1 protein-coding gene is annotated in these 16,152 nt (G+C 76.1%); it reads left to right on the top strand.

Translation table 11 applies throughout. From position 1 onward, the window contains the following. Positions 1–115: 115 nt before the first annotated feature. Positions 116–16,135 carry a type I polyketide synthase gene (locus ACZ4UX_RS12090; RefSeq protein ID WP_465706547.1) on the top strand — a complete coding sequence of 5,340 codons (16,020 nt, stop codon included), beginning with the start codon at positions 116–118 and terminating at the stop codon, positions 16,133–16,135. Positions 16,136–16,152 lie beyond the last annotated feature (17 nt).

Raw genomic sequence — 16,152 nt, 5'->3', positions numbered from 1 at the left:
CGCCCGGCGACCACCCGTGCCACCCCGAACCGCCCTGAACGGCCCTGAACCGCCCCGATGACCCGGTACGACCAGCTGACCACTGACAGCGGACTGACACGGAGGACGTAGGAACATGACGACGCCGGACGAGCAGATCGTCAACGCACTTCGTGCCTCGCTGAAGGAGAACGCGCGGCTCCAGCAGGAGAACCAGAAGCTCCTGGAGGCCCCTGCCGAGCCCATCGCCATCGTGTCGATGGCCTGCCGGTACGCGGGCGGGATCCGTACCCCCGAGGACCTCTGGCGGGTCGTCACCGACGGCACCGACGTGTACACCACGTTCCCCGAGGACCGGGGCTGGGACCTCGAAGGCCTCTACCACCCGGACCCGGACAACCCCGGCACCACCTACGTCCGCGAGGGCGCCTTCCTGCACGACGCCGGCCAGTTCGACGCCGGGTTCTTCGGCATCTCGCCGCGCGAGGCGCTCGCCATGGACCCGCAGCAGCGGCAGCTGCTGGAGGTGTCCTGGGAGGCCCTGGAGCGGGCCGGCATCGCCCCGCACTCCGTCCGGGGCACCGACATCGGCGTGTTCGCCGGCATCGTGCACCAGGACTACGCCCCGGACCTCAGCGGCTACGAGGGCTTCCTCAGCCTGGAGCGGGCCCTGGGCACCGCCGGCGGTGTCGCATCCGGCCGGGTCGCCTACTCGCTCGGGCTGGAGGGCCCGGCGGTCACCGTCGACACCATGTGCTCCTCGTCGCTGGTCGCCATCCACCTGGCCGCCCAGGCGCTGCGCCGCGGCGAGTGCTCGATGGCGCTGGCCGGCGGTGCGACCGTGATGTCCACCCCGGGCGGCTTCGTGGGCTTCGCCCGCCAGCGCGGCCTGGCCTTCGACGGCCGCTGCAAGTCCTACGCGGCCTGCGCCGACGGCTCCAGCTGGGCCGAGGGCGCCGGTGTCGTCCTGCTGGAGAAGCTCTCCCGGGCCAGGGAGCTCGGCCACCGCGTGCTGGCGGTCGTCCGCGGCTCCGCGCTCAACCAGGACGGCGCCTCCAACGGTCTGACCGCGCCCAACGGCCCCGCCCAGCAGCGGGTCATCCGCAAGGCGCTGGACAGCGCCAACCTGTCCACGGGCGACATCGACATGGTCGAGGGCCACGGCACCGGCACCGTCCTCGGCGACCCGATCGAGGCACAGGCGCTGCTGGCCACGTACGGGCAGGACCGCGTGGACGGCCGGGAGCCGCTGCGGCTCGGCTCGGTCAAGTCGGTGATCGGCCACACCCAGGCGGCGTCCGGGGTCGCCGGTGTGATCAACATGGTGCAGGCGCTGCGGCACGGCGTGATGCCGGCCACCCGGCACGTCGACGCGCCCACCCCGCAGGTGGACTGGACGGCGGGCGCCGTCGAGCTGCTGACCGAGACCCGGCCCTGGCCGGAGACCGGGCGGCCGCGCCGGGCCGGGGTCTCCTCCTTCGGCGCCAGCGGCACCAACGCGCACCTGATTCTGGAGCAGGTTCCCGAGGAGGAGCCTGCCCGGGCCGCGGCCGCGCCCGACGCCGTGGTGCCGCTGGTGGTCTCGGCGGCCTCCGAGGGGTCCCTGACGGGCCAGGCCGAGCGGCTGGTCTCCTTCCTCGAGGCCGCGGAGGGGGTCTCCCTCGCCGGTGTGGCGGGGACGCTGGCCACCCGGCGCGCGGTGCTCGGCGAGCGGGCGGTGCTGGTGGCCGGTTCGCGGGACGAGGCGCTGGCCGGGCTGGCCGCGCTGGCCCGGGGCGAATCCGCCGCCGGGCTGGTGACGGGGAGCGCGACCGGGGCGGGCAAGCTCGTCCTGGTCTTCCCGGGGCAGGGTTCGCAGTGGGTCGGCATGGGCCGTGAACTGCTGGACTCCTCCCCGGTGTTCGCCGCGCGCGTCGCGGAGTGCGCGGCGGCGCTGGAGCGCTGGGTGGACTGGTCGCTGGAGGACGTGCTGCGCGGCGAGGCCCCGGCCGAGCTGCTGGAGCGCGTCGACGTGCTCCAGCCGGCCAGCTTCGCCGTGATGGTCGGTCTGGCCGCCGTCTGGGCGTCCGTGGGCGTGCTGCCGGACGCGGTGGTCGGGCACTCCCAGGGCGAGATCGCGGCGGCCTGCGTGGCCGGTGCGCTGTCGCTGGAGGACGCCGCGCGGATCGTGGCGGTGCGCAGCCAGGTGATCGCGGGCAGCCTCGCCGGGCGCGGCGGGATGGCCTCGGTGGCGCTCTCCGAGACCGACGCCGTCGAGCGGCTGGAGCGCTGGGCGGACCGCGTCGAGGTCGCCGCCGTCAACGGCCCGGCCTCGGTCGTGGTCGCCGGTGACGCCGAGGCCCTCGACGAGGCCCTCGACGCGCTGGAGGACCAGGGCGTGCGGGTGCGGCGGATCGCGGTGGACTACGCCTCCCACTCCCGGCACGTCGAGGCGATCCAGGAGACCCTCGGCGAGGCCTTCGCGGACATCCGCAGCCAGGCCCCGCTGGTCCCGTTCCTCTCCACCGTCACCGGTGAGTGGATCGACGGGGCGGGCGTGCTGGACGGCGGCTACTGGTACCGCAACCTGCGCGGCCAGGTCCGCTTCGGCCCGGCGATCACCGCACTGCTCGGCGCCGGCCACACCGTCTTCGTCGAGTCCAGCGCCCACCCGGTACTGGTCCAGCCGATCAGCGAGCTGGTGGACGCCGCCGACGCCTCGGCCGTGGTCACCGGCTCGCTTCGGCGCGACGAGGGCGGCCCGCGCCGCCTGCTGACCTCGATGGCCGAACTCTTCGTCCGGGGCGTCGCCGTGGACTGGACCGGCCAGCTGCCGGCCGGGGCCGACACCGCCCTGGTCGACCTGCCGACCTACGCCTTCGACCACCAGCACTACTGGCTCCAGCTGACCGGATCGGCCACCGACGCCGCCTCGCTGGGCCTCACCGGCACCGACCACCCGCTGCTCGGCGCGGTGGTGCGGCTGCCGCAGTCGGACGGGCTGGTCTTCACCTCCCGGCTGTCGCTGCGCACCCACCCCTGGCTCGCCGACCACGCCATGCAGGGCGTGGTGATCGTCCCCGGCACCGTCTACGTCGACCTGGCGGTGCGCGCGGGCGACGAGTTCGGCTGCGGCATCCTCGAAGAGCTGGTCATCGAGGCCCCGCTGGTGCTGCCCGAGCAGGGCGGCGTGCGGGTCCAGGTCGCCGTCGGCGGCCCCGGCCCGACCGGCTCCCGCACGGTGGACGTCTACTCGCTGCGCGAGGACGCCGCCGGCGAGGACGGCGACGGCGAGTGGACCAGGCACGCGACCGGTCTGCTCTCGTCCGCCGCCCCGAGCGGCAGCACCACGCCCGCCGTGGACTTCGCCGCCTGGCCGCCGGCCGGCGCCGAGCCCGTGGAGATCGAGGACTTCTACACCGACCTGGTCGTCCGCGGCTACTCCTACGGCCCGGCGTTCCAGGGCCTGCGGGCGGTCTGGCGGCGCGGCGAGGAGCTCTTCGCCGAGGCCGTGCTGCCGCCGGAGCAGCGGGAGCACGCCGACCGGTTCGGGATCCACCCCGCCCTGCTGGACGCCGCCCTGCACACCAACGCGTTCACCAACCCGGAGGACGGCCGCAACGTGCTGCCGTTCGCCTGGAACGGGCTGGTGCTGCACGCGCTGGGCGCCTCCGCGCTGCGGGTGCGGGTCGCCCCCCGGGGCACCGACGCGCTCTCCTTCCAGGCCGCCGACGAGGCCGGCGAGCTGGTCCTGACGATGGACTCGCTGGTCTCGCTGCCGGTCTCCGCCGAGCAGTTGGGCAGCGCGGCCGGCCAGGACGGCCGGGACTCGCTGTTCCGGGTCGAGTGGACCGGGCTGCCCGCGCCCGAGGGCGCCACGGCCGCGCCGGTCTGGGCCCCGCTGTCCGGACCGGAGGACGTGGCCGCGCTGGCCGCCCGCGAGAACGTGCCGGCGGTCGCCGTGCTGGACGCGACCGCGGCCGACGCCGAGGCCGACCCGCTGGAGCTCACCTGCCGGGTGCTGGCCGCGATCCAGGCCTGGACGGCCGCACCGGGCCTGGCGGAGGCCCGCCTGGTGGTCGCCACCCGGGGCGCCGTCCCGGCCGGTGGCGAGGCCGCCGTGACCGACCCGGCCGGCGCCGCCGTCTGGGGCCTGGTCCGCGCCGCCCAGGCGGAGAACCCGGACCGGATCGTCCTGGTCGACCTCGACCCCGCCGCCGCGGCCGGGGCGGGAGCCGTCCTCGGGGCGGTGCTGGCCTCCGGCGAGCCGCAGGTCGCGGTGCGCGGCACGGCGCTCTCCGCCTCCCGACTGGTGCGCGCCGACGCCGCCCCGGAGGAGGCCCCTGCCACCGCCTTCGACCCGGACGGCACCGTCCTGGTCACCGGCGGCACCGGCTCGCTCGGCGCCGTGGTCGCCCGCCACCTGGTCACCGAGCACGGCGTCCGGCACCTGGTGCTGGCCGGCCGCCGGGGCCCCGCCGCCGAGGGCGCCGACGAACTGGCCGACGAACTCGCCGGACTCGGCGCCACGGTGTCGGTGGTCGCGAGCGACGTCGCCGACCGGGAGGCGGTGGCCGCGCTGCTGACCGCCGTCCCGGCCGAACACCCGCTGACCGGCCTCGTCCACCTGGCCGGCATCCTGGACGACGGGGTGATCGGCGCGCTGACGCCGGAGCGGATCGCCGGGGTCTTCGCGCCCAAGGCGACCGCGGTGCGCCACCTGGACGAGCTGACCCGCGAACTCGCCCCGCAGCTGCGGACGTTCGTGGTCTTCTCGTCCGCCGCCGCGCTGCTCGGCTCGGCCGGCCAGGGCAGCTACGCCGCCGCCAACGCCTACCTGGACGCCCTGATGACCCGCCGGCGGGCCGGCGGACTGCCCGGTCTCTCGCTGGCCTGGGGCCTCTGGGAGCAGAGCACCGGCCTGACCGCCCACCTGAGCGAGGTCGACCAGGCCCGGATGAGCCGCGGCGGCGTCCTGGCGCTGACCCCGGCCGAGGGCCTGGCCCACTTCGACACCGGCCTGCGGGCCGAGCAGGCACTGCTCGTCCCGATCAAGCTCGACCTGCGGGCGCTGCGCTCGGAGACCGCGTCCGGCGGCGCCGTCCCGCACATGCTGCGCAGCCTGGTGCGGAGCGGGCGCCGGGTGGCACGGGCCGCCGCCGGGGACGGCAGCGGGCTGGTCCGCCGCCTGGCGGGGAAGTCCGAGGCCGAGCAGGAGAGCATCCTGCTGGGCATCGTCCAGGCCGAGGCCACCGCGGTGCTCGGCTTCAACGGCCACGAACTGGCCCAGGGCACCCGGGGCTTCAGCGACATCGGCTTCGACTCGCTCACCGCGGTCGAGCTCCGCAACCGGCTGAGCGCCGCGACCGGGGTCAAGCTGCCCGCCACCCTGATCTTCGACTATCCCACGCCGGTGGCGCTCGCCCGCTTCCTGCGCGAGGAGCTCGGCGACACCGCGGCCGGTGCCGCCGCCGCCCCCACCGTGGTCGCGGCCGACCCGGACGAGCCGATCGCCATCGTCGGCATGGCCTGCCGGCTGCCCGGCGGCGTGGTCGACCCCGAGGGTCTGTGGCGCCTGGTGCACGAGGGCCGCGACGGCATGGTCGGCTTCCCGGACAACCGCGGCTGGAACCTCGACGAGCTCTTCGACGACGACGCGGCGAAGCCCGGCACCTCCTACGTCCACAAGGGCGGCTTCCTGCGCGACGCCGGGGAGTTCGACGCCGAGTTCTTCGGGATCTCGCCGCGCGAGGCGCTGGCGATGGACCCGCAGCAGCGGCTGCTGCTGGAGGCCTCGTGGGAGGCGCTGGAGCGGGCCGGCATCAACCCCGGCACGGCGCGGGGCGGCAACATCGGCGTCTTCTCCGGTGTCTCCATCCACGACTACGTCGAGTCGCTGACCAGCATGCCCGCCGAGCTCGAAGGCTTCGTCACCACCGCGACCGCGGGCAGTGTGGCCTCCGGCCGGGTCTCCTACGTGTTCGGCTTCGAGGGCCCGGCGGTCACGGTGGACACGGCGTGCTCCTCCTCGCTGGTGGCGATCCACCTGGCCGCGCAGGCGCTGCGGTCCGGCGAGTGCTCGCTGGCGCTGGCCGGCGGCGTCGCCGTGATGGGCTCGCCGGTCGGCGTCCTCGGCATGTCGCGCCAGCGCGGCCTCGCCGCCGACGGCCGGGTGAAGGCGTTCTCGGCGGGCGCCGACGGCACCATCCTCTCCGAGGGCGTCGGCATCGTGGTCCTGGAGCGGCTGTCCGAGGCCCGGCGCAACGGGCACCAGGTGCTCGCGGTGCTGCGCGGCAGCGCGGTGAACCAGGACGGCGCGTCGAACGGTCTGACCGCGCCCAACGGCCCCTCGCAGCAGCGGGTGATCCGCAAGGCACTGGCCAACGCGGGCCTGGCCGCCTCGGACATCGACGCGGTGGAGGCGCACGGCACCGGAACGGCGCTGGGCGACCCGATCGAGGCGCAGGCGCTGCTGGCCACCTACGGCCGGGACCGCGACCCGGAGCGTCCGCTCTGGCTCGGCTCGCTGAAGTCCAACATCGGCCACACCCAGGCCGCGGCCGGTGTCGCGGCCGTCATCAAGATGGTGCAGGCGCTGCGGCACGGCGTGCTGCCCTCCACACTGAACGTCAGCGCGCCGACCCCGGAGGTGGACTGGTCCGCCGGTGCGGTCGAGCTGCTGACCGAGGCGCGCGACTGGGCCGCCGGCGACCGGCCGCGCCGGGCCGGGATCTCCTCCTTCGGGATCAGCGGCACCAACGCGCACCTGATCCTGGAGGAGTCCGCCGAGGTGCCGGCCGTCGAGCCGGCGGCGGGCGACGTGCTGCCGGGCGCCGACACGGTGCCGCTGGTGGTGTCGGCCGCCTCGAGCGGCTCGCTGGCCGGTCAGGCCGCGCGCCTGGCGGCCTTCCTCGACACGGCGGACCGGCCGTCGCTCGCCGCCACGGCGAACGCGCTGCTGTCCCGGCGCGCGCTGCTCTCCGAGCGCGCGGTGCTGGTGGCCGGTTCGACGGAGGAGGCGCTGGCCGGGCTGGGCGCGCTGGCCCGGGGCGAGTCGGCCCCGGCCCTGGTGACCGGCGGTTCGCTCGGCTCGGCCGGCGCGGGCCGGACGGTCCTGGTGTTCCCGGGGCAGGGCTCGCAGTGGGCCGGGATGGGGCGTGAACTGCTGGACGCCTCACCGGTGTTCGCCGAGCGGATCGCTGAGTGTGCCCGGGCGCTGAGCCCCTGGGTGGACTGGTCGCTGGAGGAGGTGCTGCGCGGCGAGGCCCCGGCCGAGCTGCTCGACCGGGTGGACGTGCTCCAGCCGGCCAGCTTCGCGGTGATGGTCGGTCTGGCCGCCGTCTGGGCGTCCGTGGGCGTGCTGCCGGACGCCGTGCTGGGCCACTCCCAGGGCGAGATCGCGGCGGCCTGCGTGGCCGGTGCGCTCTCCCTGGAGGACGCCGCGCGGATCGTGGCGGTGCGCAGCCAGGTGATCGCCGGTCAGCTGGCCGGTCGCGGTGGCATGGCGTCGGTCGCGCTCCCCGAGAGCGAGGCGCTGACTCGCCTGGAGCGCTGGGCGGACCGCGTCGAGGTCGCGGCCGTCAACGGCCCGGCCTCGGTGGTGGTCGCCGGTGACGCCGAGGCCTTGGACGAGGCGCTGGAGGTCCTCGCGGCCGACGGCGTGCGGGTGCGCCGGGTCGCGGTGGACTACGCCTCCCACACCCGCCATGTCGAGGCGATCGAGGAGACCCTGGCGGAAGCCTTCGCGGAGATCCGCAGCCAGGCCCCGCTGGTCCCGTTCCTCTCCACCGTCACGGGCGAGTGGATCGACCAGGCGGGCGTGCTGGACGGCGGCTACTGGTACCGCAACCTGCGCGGCCAGGTCCGCTTCGGCCCCGCCGTCGCCGCGCTGCTCGAAGCGGGCCACACGGTGTTCGTCGAGTCCAGCGCCCACCCCGTCCTGGTCCAGCCGATCAACGAGATCGTCGACGAGACCGCAGCCGACGCCCTGGTCACCGGCTCGCTTCGACGGGACGAGGGCGGTCCGCGCCGGCTGTTCCTGTCGATGGCCGAACTCTTCGTCCGCGGCGTGGCCGTGGACTGGAGCGGCGTGCTGCCCACCGGCACCGCCCCGCTCGACCTGCCGACCTACGCCTTCGACCACCGGCACTACTGGCTGCAGACCGCCCCGGCCACCGACGCGGCCTCGCTCGGCCAGGCCACCGTCGACCACCCGCTGATCGGCGCCGTCGTCCGGCTGCCGCAGTCGGACGGGCTGGCGTTCACCTCCCGGCTGTCGCTGCGCACCCACCCCTGGCTGGCCGACCACGGCGTCGGCGGGGTCGTCCCCGTCCCCGGCGCCGCGCTGGTGGAGCTGGCCGTCCGTGCCGGTGACGAGGTCGGTTGCGGCACCCTCGATGAGCTGGTGATCGAGGCCCCGCTGGTGCTGCCCGAGCACGGCGGCGTCCGGGTCCAGGTCACCGTCGGCGGCCCCGACGAGAGCGGTGCCCGCAGCGTCGACGTCTACGCCGCCCGCGAGGACGCCGGCGACGACACCGGCGCCTGGACCAGGCACGCCACCGGCCGGCTCTCCCCGGCGGCGGCCCGCACCGAGGCGCACGCCGACCTCGTCGTCTGGCCGCCCACCGGCGCCCGGCAGGCGAGTGCCGACGAGCTCTACGACGACCTGCTCCGCCTCGGCTACGCCCTCGGCCCGGCCTTCCAGGGCGTCCGCGGGCTCTGGCGGCGCGGCGAGGAGGTCTTCGCCGAGGTCGCGCTGCCCGAGGACCAGCGCGCCGACGCCGGGCGCTTCGGCATCCACCCGGCGCTGCTGGACGCCGCCCTCCAGTCCGGCCTGCGGCACGCCGCCGTGGCCGACGGGACCGCGGGCGGACCGCGGCTCTGGCAGCCGGCCGAGTGGACCGGCCTGACGCTGCACGCCGCCGGCGCCTCGGCGCTGCGGGTGCGGCTCGCGCCGTCCGACCGGAACGGGCTCTCGCTGGAGGCCGCCGACGAGACCGGCGGCCCGGTCCTGACCCTGGAGGCGCTCGCCTTCCTGCCGGTCTCCGCCGAGCAGCTCTCCTCCGCCGCGGCGGACGCCGGCCCGGACGCCCTCTTCCGGGTGGACTGGACCGACCTGCCCGAGACCCCCGCCGGCGGCGAGACGCTGCCGCCGTGGGTGCCGCTGTTCCACGCGGACGAGGTGCAGATCCTCGCCGACAACGTCACCTCCCCGGTGGTCGCGCTGGTGGAGGCGACCGACCGGCGCGGCGACGCCCTGGCCCTGACCGACCGGATCCTGGACCTCGTCCAGACCTGGCTGGCCGCACCGAGCCTGGAGGACTCCCGGCTGGTGCTGGTGACCCGGGGCGCGGTGCCGGCCGGCGGCGACGCCGCGGTGACCGACCCGGCGGGCGCCGCCGTCTGGGGCCTGGTCCGCGCCGCCCAGGCGGAGAACCCGGACCGGCTCGTCCTGATCGACACCGACACCGACACCGCCACCGACCTCACCTCCGGCACCGACGTCGAGCCGCTGCTCACCGCCGTGCTGGGCTCCGGCGAGCCGCAGATCGCGGTCCGGGCCGGGGTGCTCTCCGCACCGCGGCTGGTCCGCGCGCCCGGTGGCGACGCGACCGGCGCCGAACCGGCCTTCCGCCCGGAGGGGACCGTCCTGGTCACCGGTGGTACCGGCTCGCTGGGCGCGCTGGTGGCCCGGCACCTGGTCACCGAGCACGGCGTCCGGCACCTGGTGCTGGCCAGCCGGAGCGGCCTCGGGGCCGAGGGCGCGCCGGAGCTGGTGGCCGAACTGGACGGGCTGGGCGCGGCGGTGACGGTCGCCGCCTGCGACGTCGCCGACCGGGAGGCGGTGGCCGCGTTGCTGGCCGCCGTCCCGGCCGAGCACCCGCTGACCGGCGTCGTGCACACCGCCGGTGTGCTGGACGACGGCGTGATCGGCGCGCTGACGCCCGAGCGGATCGCCGGGGTCTTCGCGCCCAAGGTGACCGCCGTACAGCACCTGCACGAGCTGACCCGCGACCTGGGCCTGACGGCCTTCGCGGTGTTCTCCTCCGCCGCCGGCCTGTTCGGCTCGGCCGGCCAGGGCAACTACGCGGCCGCCAACGCCTACCTGGACGCCCTGATGGCCCGCCGGCGGGCCGACGGGCTGCCCGGTGTCTCGCTGGCCTGGGGCCTGTGGGAGCAGAGCACCGGCCTGACCGCGCACCTGAGCGAGCTGGACCAGGCCCGGATGAGCCGCGGCGGCGTCCTGGCGCTGACCCCGGCCGAGGGCCTGGCCCTGTTCGACGCGGCCCTGCACGCCGACCGGGCGCTGGTCGTGCCGATCAAGCTCGACCTGCGGGCGGCCCGCGCCGACGCGGCCTCCGGCGGCGCCGTCCAGCCGCTGATGCGGGGGCTGGTCCGGGCCGGCCGGCAGGCCGTCCGGGCGGCGGCCGCCCAGCGCAGCGGCGGCGGGCTGGCGGACCGGCTGGCCGGGCTGTCGGCCGGCGAGCAGGAGGCCCTGCTGCTCGACCTGGTCCGCGGCCAGGTGGCGACCGTCCTCGGCCACGCCGGGGCGGACAGCGTCAAGGCGGAGAAGGCGTTCAAGGACGCCGGCTTCGACTCGCTGACCTCCGTCGAACTGCGCAACCGGGTCCGTGAGGCGACCGGCCTCAACCTGCCCACCACCGTGGTCTTCGACTACCCGACCCCGCTCGCCCTGGCCCGCCACCTGCACGGTGCGTTCGGCCACGTGGCCGCCGCGGCCGGGCCCGCGGCGCCGGCCGTCCTGCCCGCCGACCCCGACGAGCCGATCGCGATCGTCGGCATGGCCTGCCGGCTGCCCGGCGGCGTGGCGAGCCCGGAGGACCTCTGGCGGCTGGTCGCCGACGGCCGGGAGGCCCTCTCCCCGTTCCCGGAGGACCGCGGCTGGGACCTGGACGGCCTGTTCGACGCCGACCCCGGCCGGATCGGCACCTCCTACGTCGACCGGGGCGGCTTCCTGCACGAGGCCGGCCTGTTCGACGCCGGGTTCTTCGGGATCTCGCCGCGCGAGGCACTCGCGATGGACCCGCAGCAGCGGCTGCTGCTGGAGGCGTCCTGGGAGGCGCTGGAGCGGGCGGGCATCGACCCGGCCGCGCTGAAGGGCACCGACGTCGGCGTCTTCTCCGGCGTCATGAGCCAGGGCTACGGGTTCGGCGGCGAGGTGCCGCCGGAGCTGAGCGGCTTCACCGCGACGGGCTCCGCCGGCAGCGTGGCCTCGGGCCGGGTCTCCTACGTGTTCGGCTTCGAGGGCCCGGCGGTCACCGTGGACACGGCCTGCTCGTCGTCGCTGGTGGCGATCCACCTGGCCGCCCAGGCGCTGCGCCAGGGCGAGTGCTCGATGGCGCTGGCCGGCGGCGCGACGGTGCTGGCCAACCCGCACACCTTCGTGGAGTTCTCCCGCCAGCAGGCGCTCTCGCCCGACGGCCGCTGCAAGGCCTTCTCCTCGACGGCGGACGGCACCGGCTGGGCCGAGGGCGCGGGTGTGGTGGTGCTGGAGCGCCTCTCGGAGGCACGGCGCAAGGGGCACCGGGTGCTCGCGGTGGTCCGCGGCAGCGCGGTGAACCAGGACGGCGCGTCCAACGGTCTGACCGCGCCGAACGGGCCCTCGCAGCAGCGGGTGATCCGCAAGGCGCTGGCCAACGCGGGCCTGTCCACCGTCGAGGTGGACGCGGTCGAGGCGCACGGCACGGGCACGGTGCTGGGTGACCCGATCGAGGCGCAGGCCCTGCTGGCCACCTACGGCCAGGACCGGGAGCCGGGGCGTCCGCTCTGGCTCGGGTCCGTGAAGTCCAACCTGGGGCACGCGCAGGCGGCCGCCGGGGTCGCCGGTGTGATCAAGATGGTGGAGGCCCTGCGCCACGGCGTCCTGCCGCCCACCCTGCACGTCGAGGAGCCCTCGACCGAGGTGGACTGGCAGGCCGGCGCGGTCGAGCTGCTGACCGAGGCGCGGGAGTGGCCGGAGACCGGCCGACCGCGGCGTGGCGGGGTGTCCGCCTTCGGCGTCAGCGGGACGAACGCGCACCTGATCCTGGAGCAGGCCCCGGTCGAGGCCGAGGCGCAGGCCGTCGCGGTCGAGGAAGCTCCGGCCGGTGCGGTGCCGCTGGTGCTGTCGGCGAAGAGCGCGGGCTCGCTGGCCGGGCAGGCCGACCGGCTGGCGCCCTTCGTCGAGACCTCCGGGGCGGGGCCGGCGGAGATCGCCGCCGCGCTGCTGGCGCAGCGGGCGCTGCTGTCGGAGCGCGCGGTGGTGCTGGCGGGTTCGTCGGAGGAGGCGCTGGCCGGGCTGAGCGCCCTGGCGCGGGGTGAGAGCAGCCCCGTCCTGGTGACGGGCACGGTGTCCGACACCGATCGGACGGTGCTGGTGTTCCCGGGTCAGGGTTCGCAGCGGGTCGGGATGGGCCGTGAGCTGGCCGAGCGGTACCCGGTGTTCGCCGAGGCCTTCGACGCGGCCTGCGCGGCGCTGGACGCGCAGTTGGCGGGCTGGACCGAGCACCCGGTCAAGGACGTGGTGCTCGGCACGGCCGGATCCCTCGACCAGACCGTGTACACCCAGGCGGGTCTGTTCGCCGTGGAGACGGCGTTGTTCCGGCTGATCGAGTCCTGGGGTGTCCGGCCGGACGCCGTCATGGGCCACTCGATCGGGGAGATCACGGCCGCGCACGTGGCCGGGGTGCTCTCGCTCGGTGACGCGGCGGCGGTGGTCGCCGCACGCGGTCGGCTGATGCAGGCGCTGCCCTCGGGCGGCGCGATGGTGGCGGTCGCCGCGACCGAAGACGAGGTCGCCGAACTCCTCGGTGACGGCGTGGACCTGGCGGCGGTGAACGGCCCGTCCTCGGTGGTCCTCTCCGGTGAGGAGGCGGCCGTGCTGAAGGCCGCGGAGCAACTGCGCGAGCAGGGCCGCAAGGTCAAGCAACTGACCGTCTCGCACGCCTTCCACTCGGCGCTGATGGAGCCGATGCTGGCGGAGTTCGCCACCGCCCTGGCCAATGTGTCGTGGGGCGAGCCCAAGCTCGCGGTGATCTCCAACGTCACCGGCCGGGTGGCCGAGCCCGGCCAACTGGCCGATCCCGCCTACTGGGTGGACCACGTGCGCCGCCCGGTCCGGTTCGCCGAGGGCGTCGCCGCGGCGGCCGGACCGGGCGGAGCGCTCTTCGTCGAGCTGGGCCCCGGCGCCGCGCTCAGCAGCGCGGTGGCGGAGTCCGCCGGGGAGGACGCGGTCTGCGTCGCGGCCCTGCGCGACGGCCGGCCCGAGGCGCACACCGTACTGACCGCGGTGGCCGAACTCTTCGTCCGGGGCGTCGCGGTGGACTGGACCGGCCTCCTGCCCACCGGCACCGCCCACCTGGAGCTGCCGACCTACGCCTTCGACCACCGGCACTACTGGCTGCAGACCACCGCCGCCACCGACGCGGTCTCGCTCGGCCAGGTCACGGCCGACCACCCGCTGCTCGGCGCGGTGGTGGAGGTGCCCGAGACGGGCGGGGTGCTCTGCACGTCCCGGCTGTCGCTGCGCACGCACGCCTGGCTCGCCGACCACGCCGTCGGCGGGGTCGTGCTGGTCCCCGGCACCGGCCTGGTGGAGCTGGCCGTCCGGGCCGGCGACGTGGTCGCCGCCGCCGGGCTCGACGAACTGGTCATCGAGGCACCGCTGGTGGTGCCCGAGCACGGCGGAGTCCGGATCCAGGTCGCCGTCGGCGGCCCCGACGAGGACGGCACGCGGACCGTCGCCGTCTACTCGGCCCGCGAGGACGCGGCCGGCGAGATCGGCCCGGACGCCTGGACCAGGCACGCGGCCGGCACCCTGACGGCGGCCCCGGCCGACCGCCCGGCGGCGCCCGGCTTCGACACCACCGCCTGGCCGCCGGCCGGCGCGGAGCCCGTGGAGCTCGACGTCGCCGGCTTCTACGAGGACCTCGCCCGGCACGGCTACGCCTACGGCCCGGCGTTCCAGGGCCTCCAGGCCGTCTGGCGGCGCGGTGAGGAGCTCTTCGCCGAGGTCGCCCTGCCGGACGAGCGGCGCGACGAGGCCGCCCGCTTCGGCATCCACCCGGCGCTGCTCGACGCGGCCCTGCACACCCAGGCGTTCGCCCAGCCCGAGGACGGCCACAACGTCCTGCCGTTCGCCTGGAACGGGCTGGTGCTGCACGCCGCCGGCGCGGGCGCCGTCCGGGTCCGGATCGCCCCGCAGGGGCCGGACAAGCTCGCGCTGACCGCGGTCGACGAGGCCGGCGGCGCCGTCCTGACGGTGGACTCGGTGACCTTCCGGCCGGTGGACGTCGAGCAGTTGGACACCGCGGCGGCCGCGGACGAGGGCCGCGACGCACTGTTCCGCCTGGAGTGGAGCACACTGCCGGCGGCCGGGGCCGCGGCGGCGCCGTCCTGGGTGCCGGTCGCCACCGGCGAGGAGGTGGCCGCGCTGGCCGCCGAGGCCCCGGCCGTCGCCGTCCTGGAGGCCCACGGCGGCGAGGGCGCCGACCAGGTGCTCGCCCTGACCGCACAGGCCCTGGACGTCGTCCAGGCCTGGCTGGCCGACGCGGCCTTCGAGGACGCGCGGCTCGTGGTGGTCACCCGGGGCGCGGTGCCGGCCGGCACCGACGCCGACGTCACCGACCCGGCGGGCGCGGCGGTCTGGGGCCTGCTGCGCACCGCGCAGGCCGAGAACCCGGACCGGATCGTCCTGCTCGACCTCGACCCGGACACCGACGGCTCCTTCACCACCGTGCTCGGCGCCGTCCTGGCCGCCGACGAGCCGCAGGTCGCCGTCCGGGCGGCGGCACTCTCCGTGCCGCGCCTGGTCCGGGCGCAGGCCCGGCCCGCGACGGAGGCACCCGAGGCGTTCCGCCCGGACGGGACCGTCCTGGTCACCGGTGGTACCGGCTCGCTGGGCGCGCTGCTGGCCCGGCACCTGGTCACCGGGCACGGCGTCCGGCACCTGGTGCTGGCCAGCCGGAGCGGCCTCGGGGCCGAGGGCGCGCCGGAGCTGGTGGCCGAACTGGACGGGCTGGGCGCGGCGGTGACGGTCGCCGCCTGCGACGTGACCGACCGGGAGGCGGTGGCCGCGCTGCTGGCCGCCGTCCCGGCCGAGCACCCGCTGACCGGCGTCGTGCACACCGCCGGCGTGCTGGACGACGGCGTGATCGGCGCACTGACGCCCGAGCGGCTGGCCCGCGTGTTCGCCCCGAAGGTGACCGCCGTGAGCCACCTGGACGAGCTCACCCGTGACCTCGACCTGACGACCTTCGCGGTGTTCTCCTCCGCCTCCGGCCTGTTCGGCTCGGCGGGCCAGGGCAACTACGCGGCGGCCAACGCCCACCTCGACGCCCTGGCGCACCGGCGCCGGGCGGCGGGCCTGCCCGGTACGTCCCTCGCCTGGGGCCTCTGGGAGCAGATCAGCGGCATGACCGCCCACCTGGGCGCCGCCGACCAGGCCCGGATGAGCCGCGGCGGGGTGCTGCCGATCGGCCCGGCCGAGGGCATGCGGCTGTTCGACGCGGCGCTGCGGACCGACACGGCACTGGTCGTGCCGATCAAGCTGGACCTGCGGTCGCTGCGGGCCGACGCGGCCGCCGGCCGCATCGCCCAGCCGCTGCTGCGCGGACTGGTGCGCTCCGGGCGGCAGTTGGCCCGGACGGCGGCCGGTGACAGCGGCGGGCTGACCCGCCGGCTCGCCGGCCTGGCCCCGGCGGCACAGGAGGCCCTGCTGCTGGACCTGGTCCGCGGCCAGGTGGCGACCGTGCTCGGTCACGCCGGGCCCGACCAGGTCGGCCCGGAGACGGCGTTCAAGGACGCCGGCTTCGACTCGCTGACCTCGGTCGAACTGCGGAACCGGCTGCGCGAGGCGACCGGTCTGAAGCTGGCCGCGACGGTGGTCTTCGACTACCCCGCGCCGCTCGCCCTGGCCCGGTACCTGCACGGCGAGCTCGGCACCACCGACGACGCGCTGTCGATGGTGAACGCCAAGATCGAGGACATCGAGTCGCTGATCGCCGGACTGGTGTCCGACGAGTCCAAGAAGGCCGGCATCGTGCTCCGCCTCCAGGGGTTGGTGGCGAGGTTCAACGGGGTCGAGCAGACGGAGGAGTCCACGGTCGCCGAGCAGTTGGAGTCCGCCTCCGCCGATGAGGTCCTCGACTTCATCAACGACGAGCTCGGCATCTCTTGAGCACCACGCCTTCACGG

Source organism: Kitasatospora sp. NPDC028961, assembly GCF_055564815.1.
Note: the sequence above shows the minus strand (reverse complement) of the source record. Positions and strands in the feature narration are given on the sequence as shown.

Excerpts from the sequence above, each read along its gene's own strand:
- ACZ4UX_RS12090 (WP_465706547.1), top strand. The coding sequence starts at position 116 with ATGACGACGCCGGACGAGCAGATCGTCAACGCACTTCGTGCCTCGCTG.